Here is a 15,139-nt window from a genome sequence, read left to right as displayed (position 1 = left end):
GCCTCGGCCGGGAGCACATTGCGCTGACTGGCCACCTTGGCCTGGATCTCGGCCAGGGCGGCATTGGCGTCATAGTTCAGCTCCATCTTCGCTTCGATGGTGGAGACGCCCTGGGAGCTGGTGGAGGTCAGGTAATCGATACCACTGGCTTCGGCGATGGCCTGTTGCAGGGGCGTGGTGATGAAGCCCTTGATCAGGTCGGAACTGGCCCCGGGGTAGGCCGTGGTAACGGTGACCGTGGTGCTCTCGAGTTCCGGATATTGCCGGATCTCCATTTCCATGGCGGCCCGGGCACCGAGCAGCAGGATCAGCAGGCTGACCACCGTCGACAGTACCGGACGGTGGATGAATATGTCGGTAAATCGCATTATTCAGACGCCTCCTGCGTTTGCCCGGAGTCATCCTGGATCTCTACCTTCTGGCCGGCCCGCAGTCGCAACAGGGCCTTGGACACCACGGTTTCCCCGGCTTCCAGACCGGACAGGATGGCTACCCGGCCTTCCCGGGTCTGACCGGTAGTGACGGTCCGGCGGTTGACCACCAGCTCGCCGCTGTCATTTTCCTCAACCACGAACACAAAGTCGCCGTAGGTGTTGTAGGAAATGGCTGTTCTGGGCACAGTCACCACTTCGTTGTCCACCGGCTGAAGCGTCATTATCGTGGCAAACATGCCCGGCCGCAGCAGTTGTTCATCATTCTTCAGGGTGCCACGAACGCGAACGGTGCGGGTTTCCGGGTTCACCGAGGTGTTGATGGCGCTGATCTCGCCCTCGAACTCGGCGTCCGGGACCGCAGCCACGGTGGCTTTCACCGGGAAGCCCGTCGCGATATCGGGCAGGTTCTTCTCGGACAGGGTGTAGTCCACGTAAATCGGGTTGAGCATATTGATCTCGACAATCGGTGTGCCGGTGGCAATGTACTCACCCTGGTCCACCATCCGGATGCCCACCGTGCCGTCAAACGGCGCCCGGATGATCTTTTTGTTGAGCTGGGCTTCCGCCTCGTTCACCCGCGCCCGGGCGGCGTCGTAGTTGGCCTTGGCCTGGTCATACTGGGACTGTGACACCGCGCGCTTGGGCAGGAGGTCGGATACCCGCTTGAATTCCTGTTCCGCAAGCTGGGCTTCGGCCCGTCGTGTGCGCACCGCTGCCTCGTCGATTTCCGCGTTCAGGCGAATCAGCACGTCGCCCTGCTGGACGGTATCGCCGGATTCGAAGTTGATGGTCTCGATGACACCGGGCACCTCGTTGGCAATCTCGATGCCATTGATGGCTTCAATGCTGCCAACGGCCTTGATGGAGGGTGTCCATTGTTCGACGCGGGCGTCCGTCGCCGAGATTTTGGCCGGCGGTTGCGGCTGGGACATTTGCTCCTTCATTTGGCCGAACTGGTAGAACTTGTAGCCAAAGATGCCACCAAGGACGACGCCAAGAAAAATAATGACAATGATGAAGCGGGAAGCAGTGCGCATAGTTCAGACCCTGGAATCTGTGTCCATTGAGTGTTGATGCCTCGGATCAACACAGGTGATATTGGAGGCGGTTATTTTTTCCGTAAAACGTAGCATCCTATAAAAAAACGGAAGGGGTTGTCACCGTTTTGACAGCCTTTAAGACTAAATTCAGAACGCAGAGCGAAAAGCAGTGTCCGGGGGACGCACCGCGCTACCCCCGTTTGCACGACACTGGTATTTTCCATATCGCAGGTGACACAATTACGACCGCATGCCAAAAGGGGATTAGCCCATGCAGTGGATTCTCGGCCTGGCGCTGGCCGCGGCCGTTTTCGTTATTCTCAAACGCTGGGGCGCATTGACGCCGGAAAAGAAAAAAGATGCCGTCTGGAAGAGCGTCCTGGTGGTCGGCGGCGCCCTGTTGCTGTTCATGGTGCTGACCGGTCGGGTTCATGTCATTACCGCTGCTATTGCGGCCGTGCTTCCCCTGCTGCGCAAGGCGCCGGCCCTGTTGAAATATGCCCCGGCGCTGGCCCGGATGATGGGCAGGGAGATCCCCGATCCGGAGGTTGATTCGAGGCAGCAGTCGGCCCGGAGCCAACCCTCCGGCAGTGATATGTCGGAGCGCGAAGCTTGTGAAATACTCGGAGTGGAGCCCGACTGCCCGAGGGAAGATATCATCGCGGCCCACCGCCGGTTGATCCAGAAACTGCACCCGGACCGGGGCGGCAACGACTACCTCGCCGCCAAGATCAACGAAGCCAAACAGGTGCTGCTGAAGAAGCCCGGGGCCTGAGTCAGGGCACAATTTCCACTTTGACCTCCACACTGCGGCTACCGGAGCGGTTACTTTCCACCTGATAGGCAATGCCGCTACCACTGCGCGTGCTGCTCCTGATAATGCTGCCAAGGGAAACCCATTGCCCGGGCTCGACCCGCCGGATCGTCAGCAGCGCTTCCGTCTCATAGCCCTGGATCTGCGCCGGGTCCTCCTCGAAAGAGACGATGTTGAGTTCTACGGCCTGACTGGAAATGACCTGGGGGCTGACCAGAAAACCGCTACGGGTTTCCACCTGCTCGAGAAATGCTGCCGGATTCCGGCCCCCACGAATGGCTATGGGCAGGGTGCGGACCTGGCCGGAAGTGATGTGGGCTGTCTGGCCGTCCTGGACCATCAGGGTCCGCTGCTGGTTGCTGCCGGTGCTGGTACTCCTGCGCTCCACGGTGACACCGACGTTCCCGTCCCGTGCCGAAACGCCGGCCCCCGAGCGCTCGCCACTGACTTCCTCACGGGTTCTCACCGTGATCCGGAGTTGAGCGGGGGCCACGTCCAGTGATTCCACCAGGGTGCCGATTTCATCCAGCAGGCGGGGCTCGCCCCTCACCATCAGTCGCTGTCCCCGGGCGGTTACCGTGATCGGTGAATCGGCATACAGATCCCGACTCTGGGCGGCCACATCTTCAGCGGGGCGGGCGTCCAGCTGGTAACTGCGGGTCTCGGTCTGGGCGTGGGCAGACAGGGAGGCCAACCAGAAGGGCACGACCATGATAATCAGGGCCAGAAAACGGCAGGAGGCGACGTGGAACGATGGCATTGGCACTCCGAAAATGAACGGCAAACGGAAAAACTTCGGTCTCCGGGTTGCCAAGGCGGAAACCGGAGGTATATATTGAAAAGCATGAAGACCACAAACGCGACCTGTCAATTGAATGTTCTGCAAGCTTTCGGCGTAAAACCGATGGCTGCGGTTGCGGCTGTGTTTTTTTGGTGGTTTGGTTATGGCTTTTATTTTAGCCAGAACCCGGGCCGCCCATAGGATTTTGATCCGACGAATTACGAGGAAGGCAGCCCGGCAGAAACCCAGGCTGCCACCGGACTCAAAAAGCCCCGACTGGTAGCCCAGCCGGGGCTTTTTTGATTCTGACCAAGGGAAACGGGAACACCGCTATGAACATGCCACTGAAAGCCGATGCGCTGAACGATGCTGTCGCGGCAGCAGACAGCCACCGACGGGAAACTGCCCTGCCATCACCGGAACAACTGCGCAGAGAGTTTCCTGCAGGACCGGATCTGTTGGCTCAGGTGCAGGGCTATCGACAGGCGATCCGGAATATCCTGCAGGGCAGGGATGACCGGACCCTGATTGTGATGGGGCCGTGTTCCATTCACGATGAGCAGGCAGCGCTGGATTACGGTCGCCGTCTCAAGCAGCTTGCCGAGGATGTCAGTGACCGTTTCCTGATCGTGATGCGGGCCTACCTGGAAAAGCCCCGGACGACCGTGGGCTGGAAAGGCCTGCTGTACGATCCGGAGCGGAACGGGGAAGGGGGCCTGCAGCAGGGGTTGGTGCGTTCCCGCCGGCTTTTGCTGGAACTGGCCGGGCTCGGGTTGCCCGTGGCCACCGAGGCCCTCAGTCCGTTCGCCATGGATTATCTGGGTGATCTGGTCAGCTGGAGTGCTATCGGGGCTCGCACCACGGAATCCCAGATCCACCGGGAAATGGTCAGCGGTCTGCCTATGCCGGTGGGTTTCAAGAACGGCACTGACGGCGGGATTGCGGTCGCTACCAATGCCATGAAATCCGCGGCCCATCCGCACCATCACCTGGGCGTGTCGGCCACCGGGGCGCCGGTGATGATCTCGACCCGGGGTAACCCGGATACCCATCTGGTGCTCCGCGGTGGCCGAGGCGTGACCAACTACGATGCGGACAGCATTGCCGCTGCCGTGGAAGGACTGGAGAAGGCAGGTCTCTCCACTGCCATCATGGTGGACTGCAGCCACGACAACGCCTGCAAACAGGCGGAGCGCCAGATCGATATTGCCCGGGAAGTCATGGCCCAAAGGCGGGCCGGTAACACCCATATCCGTGGGCTGATGCTGGAGAGCTTCCTGGAACCGGGGCGTCAGGATGATGGTGGCGAGCTGCTCTACGGCTGCTCGATCACCGATCCGTGCCTGGGCTGGGAGCAGACAGAGGCTCTGATTCGCTCACTGTAGACAGCAGCAGTTGCGCAGCCAGAACCAGCAACACCCCACCCATGATCCGGTCCAGCCAGTGGCCAAAGCGATTGAAGGCCTGGCGGACACGGGGCAGGGTGAAGAACACCGCCACCAGGGCAAACCAGACGCCGGTGGCCACCGCCATATAGATACCATACCCCGCCTGCACCACCAGAGGTGTGCCGGGGCTGATCACCACCGAAAACAGGGCCACGAAGAACAGCGTTGCCTTGGGGTTGAGGGCGTTGGTGAGAAAGCCGAGCCGCAACGCCGCGAAGGCTGACTGTGCCGGAGCGTTGCCGGTCTCCACATGGATGCTGCCGGCCCTGGCCCTGAGGCACTGCAGGGCGATCCATGCCAGGTACAGGGCCCCGACCACTTTCAATACGCTGAACAGCATCACCGACTGTTTGATCAGCAGACCGATGCCCAGCAGGGAATAGGTCACATGAACCAGAATGCCGGCGCCTACGCCGGCGGCACTCAATAATGCATTCCTCCGGCTCTGGCACAGGGCCTGCCTGAGCATCACCGCAAAATCCGGCCCGGGGCTGACCACGGCCAGCAGATGAGCCACGACAATGGTCAGGAATTCTGGCCAGTACTGAACCATTCGCTATCTCCCGTCGAACCTGTTGGCAGAAACCGCTAAGGGTAGGTCATTTTTCCAGGGCTGTCCCGTCGGGATTTATCTCTTGGTTTACGCTGGCCCCCGGGCTGCTTCTATACTGGATATTAACTGACTGCCAGGAAATCCATTGAACCCGGCCAGATGCTTGCCGGTTGAGGAGGCATGTTGTGAAAAAGCACGAAGTGGACGTGGCGATCATCGGGGCGGGGACGGCCGGCATGGTGGCCTACCAGAGGGTCGGCAAGGCAACAGACAAGGTCGTCCTGATCGAGGGGGAGCAGTACGGTACAACCTGTGCCCGGGTCGGCTGCATGCCCAGCAAGTTGCTGATTGCCGCTGCAGAGCATGCTCATGCCATGGTTGAGGCAGAGGAATTCGGTATCTCGCCGGGAAAGGTTGCGATTGACGGCCGTCGGGTCATGGAGCGGGTGCGCCAGGAGCGGGATCGCTTTGTCTCGTCGGTGGTGGAATCCGTCAATGGCTTCCCGGAGCCCCATCGGTTGATGGGCCATGCCCGCTTTGCCGACCCCAACCGCCTGATCGTGGGTGATGACGTGGAGGTTCATGCCGAACGCATCATCATCGCCACCGGCTCCCGGCCAAACATTCCGGGCTTTTTAAAGGAGGCGAAGGACCGCCTCATCGTCAACGATGACCTTTTCGACTGGGACGACCTGCCGGACTCGGTGGCGGTGTTCGGGCCGGGGGTGATCGGCCTGGAATTGGGGCAGGCCCTGAGCCGCCTCGGTGTGCGGGTGCGAATGTTCGGCGTTGGCGGTGCGATCGGCTCGATCCAGGACGATGCCATCCGCGCCTGTGCCCTGGAGATCTTCAACCAGGAGTTTCCGCTGGATCCGGATGCCGATGTCACCCATGTCGAGCGGACCGATGAAGGGGTGACCGTGACTTTCAAAAACGGCTCGGGCGAACCGGTGGCCGAAACCTTCGATTATCTGCTGGCAGCCACCGGCCGTCGGCCGAACGTAGACAACCTGGATATCCAGAATGCCGAAATCGAACTGGATGACCGGGGTTCACCGGTGTTCGACGAGTACACCCTGCGCTGCGGCGACAGTCATATCTTCATCGCCGGGGACGCCAACAACGATCGCCCGCTGCTGCACGAGGCTGCGGATGAGGGACGTATCGCGGGAGACAACGCTGCGGCCTGGCCGGATGTGCGTACCGGGCTGCGCCACGTTCCCCTGGGTGTGGTGTTTACCGATCCCCAGATTGCTTCGGTGGGCTTGACCATTGATCAGGTCGACAAGCAATGCCATGGCTGTTTCGCGGTGGGCGAGGTTTCCTTTGTCGATCAGGGGCGCAGCCGAGTCATCGGCAAGAACCGGGGCATTCTCCGGGTCTATGGCGAGCATGGCAGTGGCCTGTTCATGGGGGCGGAAATGTTCGGGCCGGCGGCGGAACATATTGCCCATCTGCTGGCTTGGTGCGCCCAGAAACGGATGACCGTCAGCGAGATGCTGACGATGCCCTACTACCATCCGGTGATCGAGGAGGGGCTGCGTACCGCGCTCAAGGATCTGAACCGGAACCTCCAGATCGGGCCTGAGTTGATCGATGAGTGCCTGGAATGCGGGCCGGGAGTTTGACCGGCCCTCGATCGCAGTCAGCAGGTGCCTGGCTGATGGTGCGGTGAGCCCCTTGCATTACGCAGGCGGCGAGCCCATATCTTCTCATGGAAGAAGTAGGCCACGGTGTTGATAGCCGGTTCGACCATGGCAATCAGGCTGCCCACGATGATGTCGCCGGTCAGCAGATAAGCCACTGTAAAGGCAACCGTAAAGTGGGTGATGGCGAAGGTGATTGTCTTCAGCAAGGATTGGTCACCCCTGGAACCATGGTCGTGTACGAACAGTTTCAAGGCACTCATGATCCGCTCCGCATGTGTTGTCTCCAGTTTTCATTCAAGAGCAAGTGAGAATTATTGTTAAATAGATTGTTTAAAGAAAAATGATAGCGCCGGACTATAGCTTTACCGTTGGCTGTATAAGTCTGGACTATGGAAGAGATTGTCGGATACAACTTCACGGATCTTACTGCCCCGCTTAGAGTGGGACTTAAAGATTTCAATCAGCGTCAAGGAGGTACGTAATGAGCAAGAACTTCATCGGTCTTGATAGTGGAAAAACCGTCGAACTGTCGGACGCCCTGAACGATCTGTTGGCCAACTACCAGATCTTCTACATGAACGTCCGTGGCTATCACTGGAACATCAAGGGTGAAAACTTTTTCGAGTTGCACGCCAAGTTCGAGGAGCTGTATGACGACCTGCTCCTGAAAATCGACGAAATCGCCGAGCGGGTCCTTACTCTCGGACACCGTCCGGCCCATGCCTACAGCACTTACATGGAACGCTCTGAAATCCCCGAGCGCAAGGATGTCTCCGATGGCCGCGAAGCGGTGGAGAACATCGTGGAGAGCTTCGGCAAGCTCATCGGCAAGCAGCGTAACCTGCTGAGCCTGGCCGGAGACGCCGAGGACGAGGGTACCGTTGCCCTGATGAGCGACTATATATCGCAGCAGGAAAAGACGGTGTGGATGTACCGGAGTTACCTCGGTAAGTAAGCAGGGCATTTCCTGACAATGGCGGCCTCCGGGCCGCCATTTTCTGTGCTTTACACCGCAACTTCCAGCGGCGGCACCTCCCGGTGCAAGAACCACTTCTCGGTCACCACCCTGCGGGTAAACCAGTGGGAGCGCATCAGGGTGCTTGCCAGCGGCATTTTCACCCAGTCCGGTACCTGCCAGCCCTGTTCCGTGTCAGATGCCCGGTTGCCAAAGCGTTCGGCAATGGCATCGCCATACACCTGAAGGGATGAGGCGGAATAATCGGTCGTCTTGCGCAGCACCTCGGCGGCGAGCAGGGCGGATTCCACGGCCGGACGGATGCCCTCGCCACTCTGGGTATAGGCCAGACCGGCGGAATCGCCAATCAGGATCACGCCGTCGTCGACCAGCGGGCGCTCGGCATGGGCATACAGCAGGTAGGCATGGCCCTTGAAGCGTCCGGGCAGGTCCGCAGGGATGCGGCCGCTGGTTTTCATTTCCTCAACAAAAGCCTGAAGGTGTTCGGTTAGCTTGTGGTTGTCCTCACGGCCGAGGCCGATATTGAGATAGTTGCCCTTACGGAATACCCAGGCATAGCCCTTGAGATCCCGGCAGAACCAGAGCTCCGGGGTGTCGCCCCGAGCCCGGCAGAGGCCGGCCTGTTCTTCGGTCATTTCGAACTCGACTTCTTTGGCTGCCACCACCGTTTCGTGGCTGCCCGGGCCTTCACCCAGCAGCCGGGCAACCGGGCAGAAGTGGCCGCCGGCACCGACGATCAGTGGTGCCTCCCAGGTCTCATTGATGACCCAGTTGCCGTCCCGGCGTTCGATGGATTTCACCGGGGTGCGCAGCTGTCGGTCGGCCATTGCCACCCGGTCCAGCAGGTAATTATCAAACTCGCAGCGGCGGATGCCGTAACTCACCACCTCGCCATGATCGTTCTCCACCGGTGGCTGGCCCATCATGCCGATCCGGAACCGGCGGATCGGCTGCAGGGTCCGGCTGGTACCGTAATCTGCCAGATCGATATCCAGTTCTTTCATGACCGCCGGAGTCACCCATCCCGCGCAGGTCTTGTCCCGGGGAAAGTCCTGCTTGTCGATAATCAGGATTCGTTTACCGGTATTCTCGAGGGCCTTGGCCAGGGTCGAGCCGGCGGGGCCGGCACCGACAATGATCAGATCGTAATAATCCATCAGGCCTCCTCTGGCGCTGCCGGGAAGGTGTACAGGTCACCCCGGTTCTGTGGTAGCCGGTTGTTGCCTCCGTGGGTGAATACCACCTGGAACAGTTGCAGCGACCCGGCCCGGAAGGCCGAAATGGAACCGGCGAGGTAGAGACGCCAGGCCCGGGTGAAGTGTTCGTCGTACATTTCCGCGACCTTGTCCTGACTGGCTTCGAATCGTTCCATCCAGTGTGTCAGCGTCCGGGCGTAATGTAGTCGGAGATTCTCCACATCGAGTACCGAGAAATCGCTGTGTTCGCAGATCTCCATGAACTCGCCAATGCTGGGCGGGTAGGCGCCCGGGAAGATCCTTTTCTCGATCCAGGCGTTCATCAGCATGGGCCGGTTCCGGCCGATGCTGTGGAGCAGGGCAATGCCGTCGGGCTTGAGGCTGCGTTTGATCAGCTCGGACAGGGCCGGATAATTCTCCTTGCCCACGTGCTCGAGCATGCCGATGGAGACAAAGGCGTCGTACTGCCCCTCGATGTTGCGATAGTCGTCCTCGACATAGGTGATCAGTCCATCCAGCCCCTGGCGGGCTGATTCCTCCCGGGCGTAGGCGAGCTGTTCCCTGGAGATGTTGTAGGAGTGTACTTTTACGCCGTAGTTACGGGCCATGTAGCGGGCCAGGCCTCCCCAGCCACAGCCGGCTTCAACCACGGTCATGCCCGGCTTGAGGCGCAGCTTTCGACACACATGTTCCAGCTTGGCGAGCTGGGCCTGCTCCAGGGTCAGGTCCGGTTCTTCGTAGTAGGCGCAGGTGTACTGCATTTCCGCCCGGTCCAGCCAGAGCTGGTAGAACTCGTTGCCGAGATCGTAATGGTGGTGGATGTTTTCCTTGGCCTCGGAAATGCCGGTGGAGCGGGGGTTGTGGTTCTTCCAGAGTGCGTCCAGCCACCGGGGCCATTTCTCACGTGCCGCATGGACCGCCCGGTAGAGGGTTTCCATCAGGTCCGGCAGGTCACCCTCCACGTCGAGCCTCCCGGCGGCGTACAAATCACCGAAGGCCAGATTGGGGTTGGCAACCAGCGAATACAGGGCCTTGGGATCCTTCAGGTGCAGGGTAAATCCGGCTTCCTGCTGCTCCGGCTCAATGACATCACCGTTCCAGAGCCGGAAACGCACAGGCGGCGAACCAGCCATGCGCATCAGCTTGGTGACCAGCCAGCGTTCGTAGCTGTGCGGCTCGCGGTCAACCCGGGTGTCTGCCAGTGGCAGGGTCAGAACGTGGGCTTTCTGCTCTTTTTCCGATCGTTCGGTTTTCCGGGCAGTACTCTCAGTCATGGGGTTCCCCTTCCCTCGGTTACCTGTCTGAAATGAGTGACTTCCGTTCAGTATAGAAAACGATCACAAATTGTCATGTTAGTTCCGGTCGGGTATAAAAAAAACCGGGCTCGAAAGCCCGGTTTTCAGGGAGCCGCTGGCTCAGTAGGTTGCGCTCATCCCGAACCACTCCGGGAAGATGACGATCAACGCCAGCACGAATATCTGTATGGCAATGAACGGGATGATGCCTTTGTAGATATCCGTGGTCCTCACTTCCGGTGGCGCCACCCCTTTCAGGTAGAACAGCGAGAACCCGAACGGTGGTGTCAGGAAACTGGTCTGCAGGTTCATGGCAATCAGGATGGCGAACCAGAGCATGTTGATGCCCATGGCTTCGGCTATGGGTGCCAGGATCGGCACGATGATGAAGGAAATCTCCACGAAGTCGATGAAGAAACCCAGCACCAGGATGACTACCATGGCCAGGATAATGAAGCCCCACTGCTCGCCCGGCAGCATCATCAGCCATTCTTCGAGCAGATAGTCACCGCCGGTGTAGCTGAACACCATGGAGAAGGCGGTCGCGCCGATCAGGATTGCGAAGACCATGGCGGTCACGCTGACGGTGTCCTTGGCCGCGTCCCACACCATCTTGAACGAGAACTGCTTGTAGATGATGGCCAGTGCCACCGCACCTACGCCGCCCAGGGCGGAGGATTCGGTGGGTGTGGCAATACCGGTAAAGATTGAGCCCAGAACCACCACAATCAGCGCCAGGGGCGGAATGATCGCCAGCAGGGCCGAGACGATCTCCTGCCTGCGTGAGCGGGTCGGGTCCTCCGGCATTGGTGGAGCAGTTTCTGGTTTCAGGCGGGTCAGGACCAGGATATAGATGATGTACAGGCCGATCAGCACCACACCGGGCCATACCGCTGCCTTGAACAGATCGCCAACTGGCAGGCCCAGCACGTCACCCAGAATGATCAGGATGATGGAGGGGGGTACGATTTGCCCCAGGGTGCCGGAGGCGCAGATGGTACCGGTAGCCAGGCGCTTGTCGTACTTGTGGGCCAGCATGACCGGCAGGGAAATCAGGCCCATGGCCACCACGCTGGCGCCGACCACACCGGTGGAGGCGGCGAGCAGGGCGCCCACCAGGATGGTGGAGATGGCAAGGCCGCCGGGCAGGCCACCAAACAGTCGGCCCATGGAGGTTAGTAGCTGCGCAGCCAGTTTGGTGCGTTGCAGCACGACGCCCATGAAGATGAACAGGGGAACCGCCATCAGGACGGTGTTCTGCATCACGCTCATGATCCGGTACGGCATGAACGCGAACAAATCCATGCCCTCGGCGAAAATGCCGAAGAACAGGGCAACGCCGCCAAAGGTGAACGCCACCGGGAAGCCCAGCATCAGCATGATCAGGGCCGCGCCGAACATAATCATACCGATCATGCGAGACCTCCCCCACTGTGTTCCACTTCATAGCGCTTTTCACCGGAGAGTACCCGGATCGCAAAAGTCGCCATATTAAGACCGGCGGTCCCCATGAACACGGCGGTGAACGGAATGACTGCCTTGATGACCCAGCGGTGCGGCAGCCCGCCCGGGTCACCACTGCCTTCGCCCATATTGTAGGAGTCCACGGCAAAGCTATAACCGTAGGTGCCGATCAGATAGGCGAACGGAATAACAAAGATGATGGCACCAATCAGGTTGACCCAGGCCTTGGTCTTGTCCCTCCAGTTGGTATAGAACACGTCTACCCGGACATGCCCGTCCGTGCGCAGGGCATAGGGAATACCCAGCAGAAATACGACTGAATACAGGTGCCACTCCATTTCCTGCATGGCAATGGAGACTTCGTTGAATGCGTAGCGTGCGACCACATCATAGAACACGTTCGCCGCCATCAGGATCATGGCCGCGCAGGCGATCCAGCCGCAGATTTTCGAGAGCCAGGCCAGACCCTCGTCCAGTTTGATAATGAACCCCATCGAACATCCCCCGCAAAGCGGTTTGGTATTTCTCGGTTGCTAGAAACGACAAAACCGGGACCACTCGAAGAGCGATCCCGGCTCTCAATCATAACGGCCCCAGTTTACTCGACTTCGGCCATGGTGTTGAGATATGCCCGCTCAGAGATTTCGGTGTAAGCCCGGCTCTGTTCCAGGTAGCTTTGCTGGGATTCGATGATCTTGGCAGCCATTTCGCTGTCTTCAGCGGCTTCGTTGAGCAGCTTCTTGTTGGCGTCGTACATGGCCTGGAAGATGTCATCCGGGAACTGCTTGATCTGCACGTTCGGATAGTCTTTCTTGATGTTGGCCCAGGCTTCAGCATTGGCGTGCTGGGAATGAACCAGCATGTCGTAGGAAGCAGTGCGCATGGCTACACGCATGATTTCCTGCAGATCTTCCGGCATCTTCTCCCAGACCCGCTTGTTGATCAGGAACTGCAGTTCGGTGGCCGGCTCGTGCCAACCGGTGTAGTAGTAGTCGGCGATCTGCTGGAAGCCCAGACGCAGATCCAGGGCCGGACCTACCCACTCAACCGCGTCGATGGTGTTTCGCTCCAGTGCGGTGTACAGCTCACCCGGGGCGATGTTGGTCGGGTTGACGCCAACCTCGGCGAAAACTTCACCGGCGAAGCCCGGGATACGCATCTTCAGGCCCTGCAGGTCTTCCAGGGAGTTGATTTCCTTGCGGAACCAGCCGCCCATCTGGACGCCGGTGTTACCGCCCGGGAAGGACAGCATGTTGTGCGGCTCATACACTTCCTGCATCAGTTCCATGCCGCCGCCGTGGTAGAACCAGGCGTACTGTTCCATGGCGTTCATACCGAACGGCATGCTGGTGAAGAACAGGGTCTCGGGAACCTTGCCTTTCCAGTAGTAAGATGCGGAGTGGCCCATGTCGTACTGGCCGGCCTTGACCATATCGAAGACGCCCAGAGGTGCCTTGTGCTTGTTGGCGGAGTCGATGCGAACGGTGATGCGACCGTTGGACATTTTCTCGACGGTCTCGGCAAAGCGCTTGGTGGTGTCACCGAAGATGGGGAAGTTGGGGCCCCAGGTCTCTGCCAGCCTGAGGTTGAATTTTTCCTGTGCGTGCGCCTGCGTGGCGGCAAAGGTAGTTGCCACAGCCAGCACAGCCGCCGAAAGAACAGAACGGATCTTCATTGCTCTTCTATCCTCTTGTCGTTTTTGTGGGGTGTTTCGTTCCCTGTAGGGATGAACAACTCCATATGTTAGTTCACGGTAGCAATTATTGCGCCCGAACGGAACGAATTAGTCTGGATCATTATACTTAGGTCGTACGTACTAGACGTCATCCATCCGTCCAATCTGGCTGGCCAAACGCATCGCCTCGTGTTCTTCGAGGGCTTTCAGATCCTCCAGCAGGCTCTTGGCCTCGGGTATTTCGGCCTTGCCTATCAGCGAGTCATAAAGATCCATGACCTGATCGTGGAAATCGAAGATCTCCTTTTCGATGCCGGCGAAGTCGAGATCCTTGTAGTGGATGTCGCAGGTGCGGTTGCGTTCGATCGGCTTGTGGACACCGTAATCGTAAAGCCTGGTGCGCATCGCTTTCGGGTCGGCCTGCCTTTCATACTCCGCTACCGCGTTTTCAAGCAGGCTCTCGTGGGTGCTGATGTAGTCCAGCAGCGCGCTGGCCCGCTCATTCGGGTGTTGTCCGGCGGACTCCTTCAGGCAGCGGGCAAGATGAGCGTGCAGCTGGCGGGTCCAGTCAATCAGGTCGGCAAAGGTTTTGATTTCCATGGCAACTCCTGTTTACCTCGATCCAAGGATCTTCTATTGATGAGTCTAGTCAATAATCGGGTGTAACATGACGGAACAGCTTAACGATATTGTCCAGGCCTGTCCTGTAAACAGGCGCTGGGCGGGAGAAGGACGACCATGACCACACCACTGGGCATTATCGAAGGTTTCTACGGCCCCCTCTGGAGCTGGGAGGAACGTCGCAGCCTGCTGAAGTCGCTGGCACCCCACGGCTACGAATTCTATCTGTACGCCCCCAAGGCAGATCCCTTTCTGCGCCGTCGGTGGCAGGAGCCACATCCACCGGCAGAAGCCGCCGAGCTGGCCTCCTTCGGGCAGTTCTGCCGGGAACACGGGGTACGCTTCGGTGTCGGGCTCAGTCCCTATGAGATTTTCAATCGGTTTGATGATGCGGCCCGCGGCGCGTTGGAACGGAAGTTGGCGGGCCTGGAGAAGCTGGGCCTCGACGAGCTTGCCATCCTGTTTGACGATATGCGCTCGGACACGCCGGACCTGGCGCAAGTCCAGGCCGACATCGTGCGGTGGGTCCGGGACCATACCGATATTCCCCGACTCAGCGTATGCCCTAGCTATTATTCGGACGATCCGGTGCTGGACCGTGTGTTCGGGGACCGGCCCGCCGATTACCTGGTGACGCTGGGCCGGGTCCTTGATCGCGACGTCAATATCTTCTGGACCGGAGAGGAAGTCTGCTCCCGGGAAATTTCGCCGGGCCATCTGAAACGGGTGGGCGATCTGCTGGGACGAAAACCCGTGCTCTGGGACAACTACCCCGTCAACGACGGCGACCGGATGTCCCAGCACCTGCATTTGCGGGCCTTCACGGGCAGGCCGGCAGCCAATGCCGCCCATTTGGCGGGCCATGGTATCAACCCCGCCCTGCAGCCGATCCTGACCGCCATTCCCGCGATTACCCTGGCTGAATCCTACCGGCGGGGCCCGGACTACCAGTATGGCCTGGCATTCCTGCATGCGGCCCGGGAGCTGCTGGGCAGTGAGCTTGCCCACCAGTTGCAGGCTGACCTGCTGGTGCTGCAGGACGGTGGTCTGGGGCGGATCAGTGATGAGAAACGCCAGAGTTTGTTACACACCTACGACGCCTACGACCATCCTGCTGCCATCGAGGTGATGCGCTGGCTGATGGGAGAATACCGGGTCACCGATGAAATGGTGGCGACCCAGTAACTGTGACG

16 protein-coding genes are annotated in these 15,139 nt (G+C 59.5%); 5 read left to right on the top strand and 11 right to left on the bottom strand.

What is annotated here, in order from left to right; translation table 11 throughout:
* Together ACESMW_RS12290 and ACESMW_RS12285 are read right to left on the bottom strand one after the other, a co-directional pair.
* A partial coding sequence (locus tag ACESMW_RS12290) for an efflux RND transporter permease subunit (RefSeq protein WP_372987322.1) occupies positions 1-368 on the bottom strand: 368 nt, incomplete at its 3' end.
* Positions 368-1,471, bottom strand: coding sequence for an efflux RND transporter periplasmic adaptor subunit (locus tag ACESMW_RS12285; RefSeq protein WP_372987321.1), 1,104 nt, complete (start codon positions 1,469-1,471; stop codon positions 368-370). The genes ACESMW_RS12285 and ACESMW_RS12290, both read right to left, overlap by 1 nt.
* 274 nt (positions 1,472-1,745) lie before the next feature.
* On the opposite strand from ACESMW_RS12285, the gene ACESMW_RS12280 reads away from it, so the two are divergent.
* A complete protein-coding gene (locus ACESMW_RS12280) occupies positions 1,746-2,249 on the top strand; it encodes a DnaJ domain-containing protein (protein WP_372987320.1) in 504 nt (167 codons plus the stop codon).
* A 1-nt stretch (position 2,250) separates the two neighbouring features.
* On the opposite strand, the gene ACESMW_RS12275 is transcribed toward ACESMW_RS12280, so the two are convergent.
* Entirely contained in the window at positions 2,251-3,048 is a 798-nt protein-coding gene (locus tag ACESMW_RS12275) for a secretin N-terminal domain-containing protein (RefSeq protein ID WP_372987319.1), read from the bottom strand.
* Between the two features lie 353 nt (positions 3,049-3,401).
* On the opposite strand from ACESMW_RS12275, the gene ACESMW_RS12270 reads away from it, so the two are divergent.
* On the top strand, positions 3,402-4,454 hold the full coding sequence (locus ACESMW_RS12270) for a 3-deoxy-7-phosphoheptulonate synthase (RefSeq protein WP_372987318.1): 1,053 nt from the start codon (positions 3,402-3,404) through the stop codon (positions 4,452-4,454).
* Here the strand turns inward: ACESMW_RS12270 and ACESMW_RS12265 are convergent.
* On the bottom strand, positions 4,399-5,070 hold the full coding sequence (locus tag ACESMW_RS12265; RefSeq protein WP_372987317.1) for a LysE family transporter: 672 nt from the start codon (positions 5,068-5,070) through the stop codon (positions 4,399-4,401). The two genes, ACESMW_RS12270 and ACESMW_RS12265, sit on opposite strands and share 56 nt — an antisense overlap.
* 185 nt (positions 5,071-5,255) lie before the next feature.
* Here ACESMW_RS12265 and ACESMW_RS12260 point away from each other — a divergent pair, with 185 nt between their 5' ends.
* Positions 5,256-6,698 (top strand): dihydrolipoyl dehydrogenase, encoded by a 1,443-nt coding sequence (locus ACESMW_RS12260; RefSeq protein ID WP_372987316.1) that lies wholly within the window; start codon positions 5,256-5,258, stop codon positions 6,696-6,698.
* 17 nt (positions 6,699-6,715) lie between these two features.
* Here the strand turns inward: ACESMW_RS12260 and ACESMW_RS12255 are convergent, their stop codons facing one another.
* Positions 6,716-6,979 (bottom strand): DUF2061 domain-containing protein, encoded by a 264-nt coding sequence (locus ACESMW_RS12255; protein ID WP_372987315.1) that lies wholly within the window; start codon positions 6,977-6,979, stop codon positions 6,716-6,718.
* A 221-nt stretch (positions 6,980-7,200) separates the two neighbouring features.
* Between ACESMW_RS12255 and ACESMW_RS12250 the strand changes: the two genes are divergently transcribed.
* Positions 7,201-7,674, top strand: a complete 474-nt coding sequence (locus tag ACESMW_RS12250) for a Dps family protein (RefSeq protein ID WP_372987314.1) — start codon at positions 7,201-7,203, stop codon at positions 7,672-7,674.
* Between the two features lie 50 nt (positions 7,675-7,724).
* On the opposite strand, the gene ACESMW_RS12245 is transcribed toward ACESMW_RS12250, so the two are convergent.
* The 6 genes from ACESMW_RS12245 to ACESMW_RS12220 all read right to left on the bottom strand — a co-directional run bounded on the left by ACESMW_RS12245 (position 7,725) and on the right by ACESMW_RS12220 (position 13,925).
* Positions 7,725-8,852: an NAD(P)/FAD-dependent oxidoreductase gene (locus ACESMW_RS12245; RefSeq protein WP_372987313.1), complete on the bottom strand. Its 1,128-nt coding sequence runs from the start codon at positions 8,850-8,852 to the stop codon at positions 7,725-7,727.
* Positions 8,852-10,165 carry a class I SAM-dependent methyltransferase gene (locus ACESMW_RS12240; protein WP_372987312.1) on the bottom strand — a complete coding sequence of 438 codons (1,314 nt, stop codon included), beginning with the start codon at positions 10,163-10,165 and terminating at the stop codon, positions 8,852-8,854. Before ACESMW_RS12240 ends, ACESMW_RS12245 begins: the two co-directional genes overlap by 1 nt.
* A 141-nt stretch (positions 10,166-10,306) precedes the next feature.
* Positions 10,307-11,602, bottom strand: coding sequence for a TRAP transporter large permease subunit (locus tag ACESMW_RS12235; protein WP_372987311.1), 1,296 nt, complete (start codon positions 11,600-11,602; stop codon positions 10,307-10,309).
* Positions 11,599-12,144 carry a TRAP transporter small permease subunit gene (locus ACESMW_RS12230; RefSeq protein ID WP_372987310.1) on the bottom strand — a complete coding sequence of 182 codons (546 nt, stop codon included), beginning with the start codon at positions 12,142-12,144 and terminating at the stop codon, positions 11,599-11,601. The genes ACESMW_RS12235 and ACESMW_RS12230 overlap by 4 nt, the downstream gene beginning before the upstream one ends.
* A 104-nt stretch (positions 12,145-12,248) precedes the next feature.
* Positions 12,249-13,325, bottom strand: a complete 1,077-nt coding sequence (locus ACESMW_RS12225; RefSeq protein WP_372987309.1) for a TRAP transporter substrate-binding protein — start codon at positions 13,323-13,325, stop codon at positions 12,249-12,251.
* A 141-nt stretch (positions 13,326-13,466) separates the two neighbouring features.
* Positions 13,467-13,925, bottom strand: coding sequence for an ATPase (locus ACESMW_RS12220; protein ID WP_372987308.1), 459 nt, complete (start codon positions 13,923-13,925; stop codon positions 13,467-13,469).
* Positions 13,926-14,063: 138 nt separating this feature from the next.
* On the opposite strand from ACESMW_RS12220, the gene ACESMW_RS12215 reads away from it, so the two are divergent.
* Positions 14,064-15,131: a beta-N-acetylglucosaminidase domain-containing protein gene (locus ACESMW_RS12215; protein WP_372987307.1), complete on the top strand. Its 1,068-nt coding sequence runs from the start codon at positions 14,064-14,066 to the stop codon at positions 15,129-15,131.
* Positions 15,132-15,139: the final 8 nt, after the last annotated feature.

Origin of the sequence: Marinobacter sp., from assembly GCF_041690455.1 — a bacterium.
GTDB lineage: Bacteria > Pseudomonadota > Gammaproteobacteria > Pseudomonadales > Oleiphilaceae > Marinobacter.
Note: the sequence above shows the minus strand (reverse complement) of the source record. Positions and strands in the feature narration are given on the sequence as shown.

Coding starts and splice junctions, on each gene's coding strand:
- ACESMW_RS12285 (WP_372987321.1), bottom strand. CDS start 1,471: ATGCGCACTGCTTCCCGCTTCATCATTGTCATTATTTTTCTTGGCGTC.
- ACESMW_RS12280 (WP_372987320.1), top strand. CDS start 1,746: ATGCAGTGGATTCTCGGCCTGGCGCTGGCCGCGGCCGTTTTCGTTATT.
- ACESMW_RS12275 (WP_372987319.1), bottom strand. CDS start 3,048: ATGCCATCGTTCCACGTCGCCTCCTGCCGTTTTCTGGCCCTGATTATC.
- ACESMW_RS12270 (WP_372987318.1), top strand. CDS start 3,402: ATGAACATGCCACTGAAAGCCGATGCGCTGAACGATGCTGTCGCGGCA.
- ACESMW_RS12265 (WP_372987317.1), bottom strand. CDS start 5,070: ATGGTTCAGTACTGGCCAGAATTCCTGACCATTGTCGTGGCTCATCTG.
- ACESMW_RS12255 (WP_372987315.1), bottom strand. CDS start 6,979: ATGAGTGCCTTGAAACTGTTCGTACACGACCATGGTTCCAGGGGTGAC.
- ACESMW_RS12250 (WP_372987314.1), top strand. CDS start 7,201: ATGAGCAAGAACTTCATCGGTCTTGATAGTGGAAAAACCGTCGAACTG.
- ACESMW_RS12245 (WP_372987313.1), bottom strand. CDS start 8,852: ATGGATTATTACGATCTGATCATTGTCGGTGCCGGCCCCGCCGGCTCG.
- ACESMW_RS12240 (WP_372987312.1), bottom strand. CDS start 10,165: ATGACTGAGAGTACTGCCCGGAAAACCGAACGATCGGAAAAAGAGCAG.
- ACESMW_RS12235 (WP_372987311.1), bottom strand. CDS start 11,602: ATGATCGGTATGATTATGTTCGGCGCGGCCCTGATCATGCTGATGCTG.
- ACESMW_RS12230 (WP_372987310.1), bottom strand. CDS start 12,144: ATGGGGTTCATTATCAAACTGGACGAGGGTCTGGCCTGGCTCTCGAAA.
- ACESMW_RS12225 (WP_372987309.1), bottom strand. CDS start 13,325: ATGAAGATCCGTTCTGTTCTTTCGGCGGCTGTGCTGGCTGTGGCAACT.
- ACESMW_RS12220 (WP_372987308.1), bottom strand. CDS start 13,925: ATGGAAATCAAAACCTTTGCCGACCTGATTGACTGGACCCGCCAGCTG.
- ACESMW_RS12215 (WP_372987307.1), top strand. CDS start 14,064: ATGACCACACCACTGGGCATTATCGAAGGTTTCTACGGCCCCCTCTGG.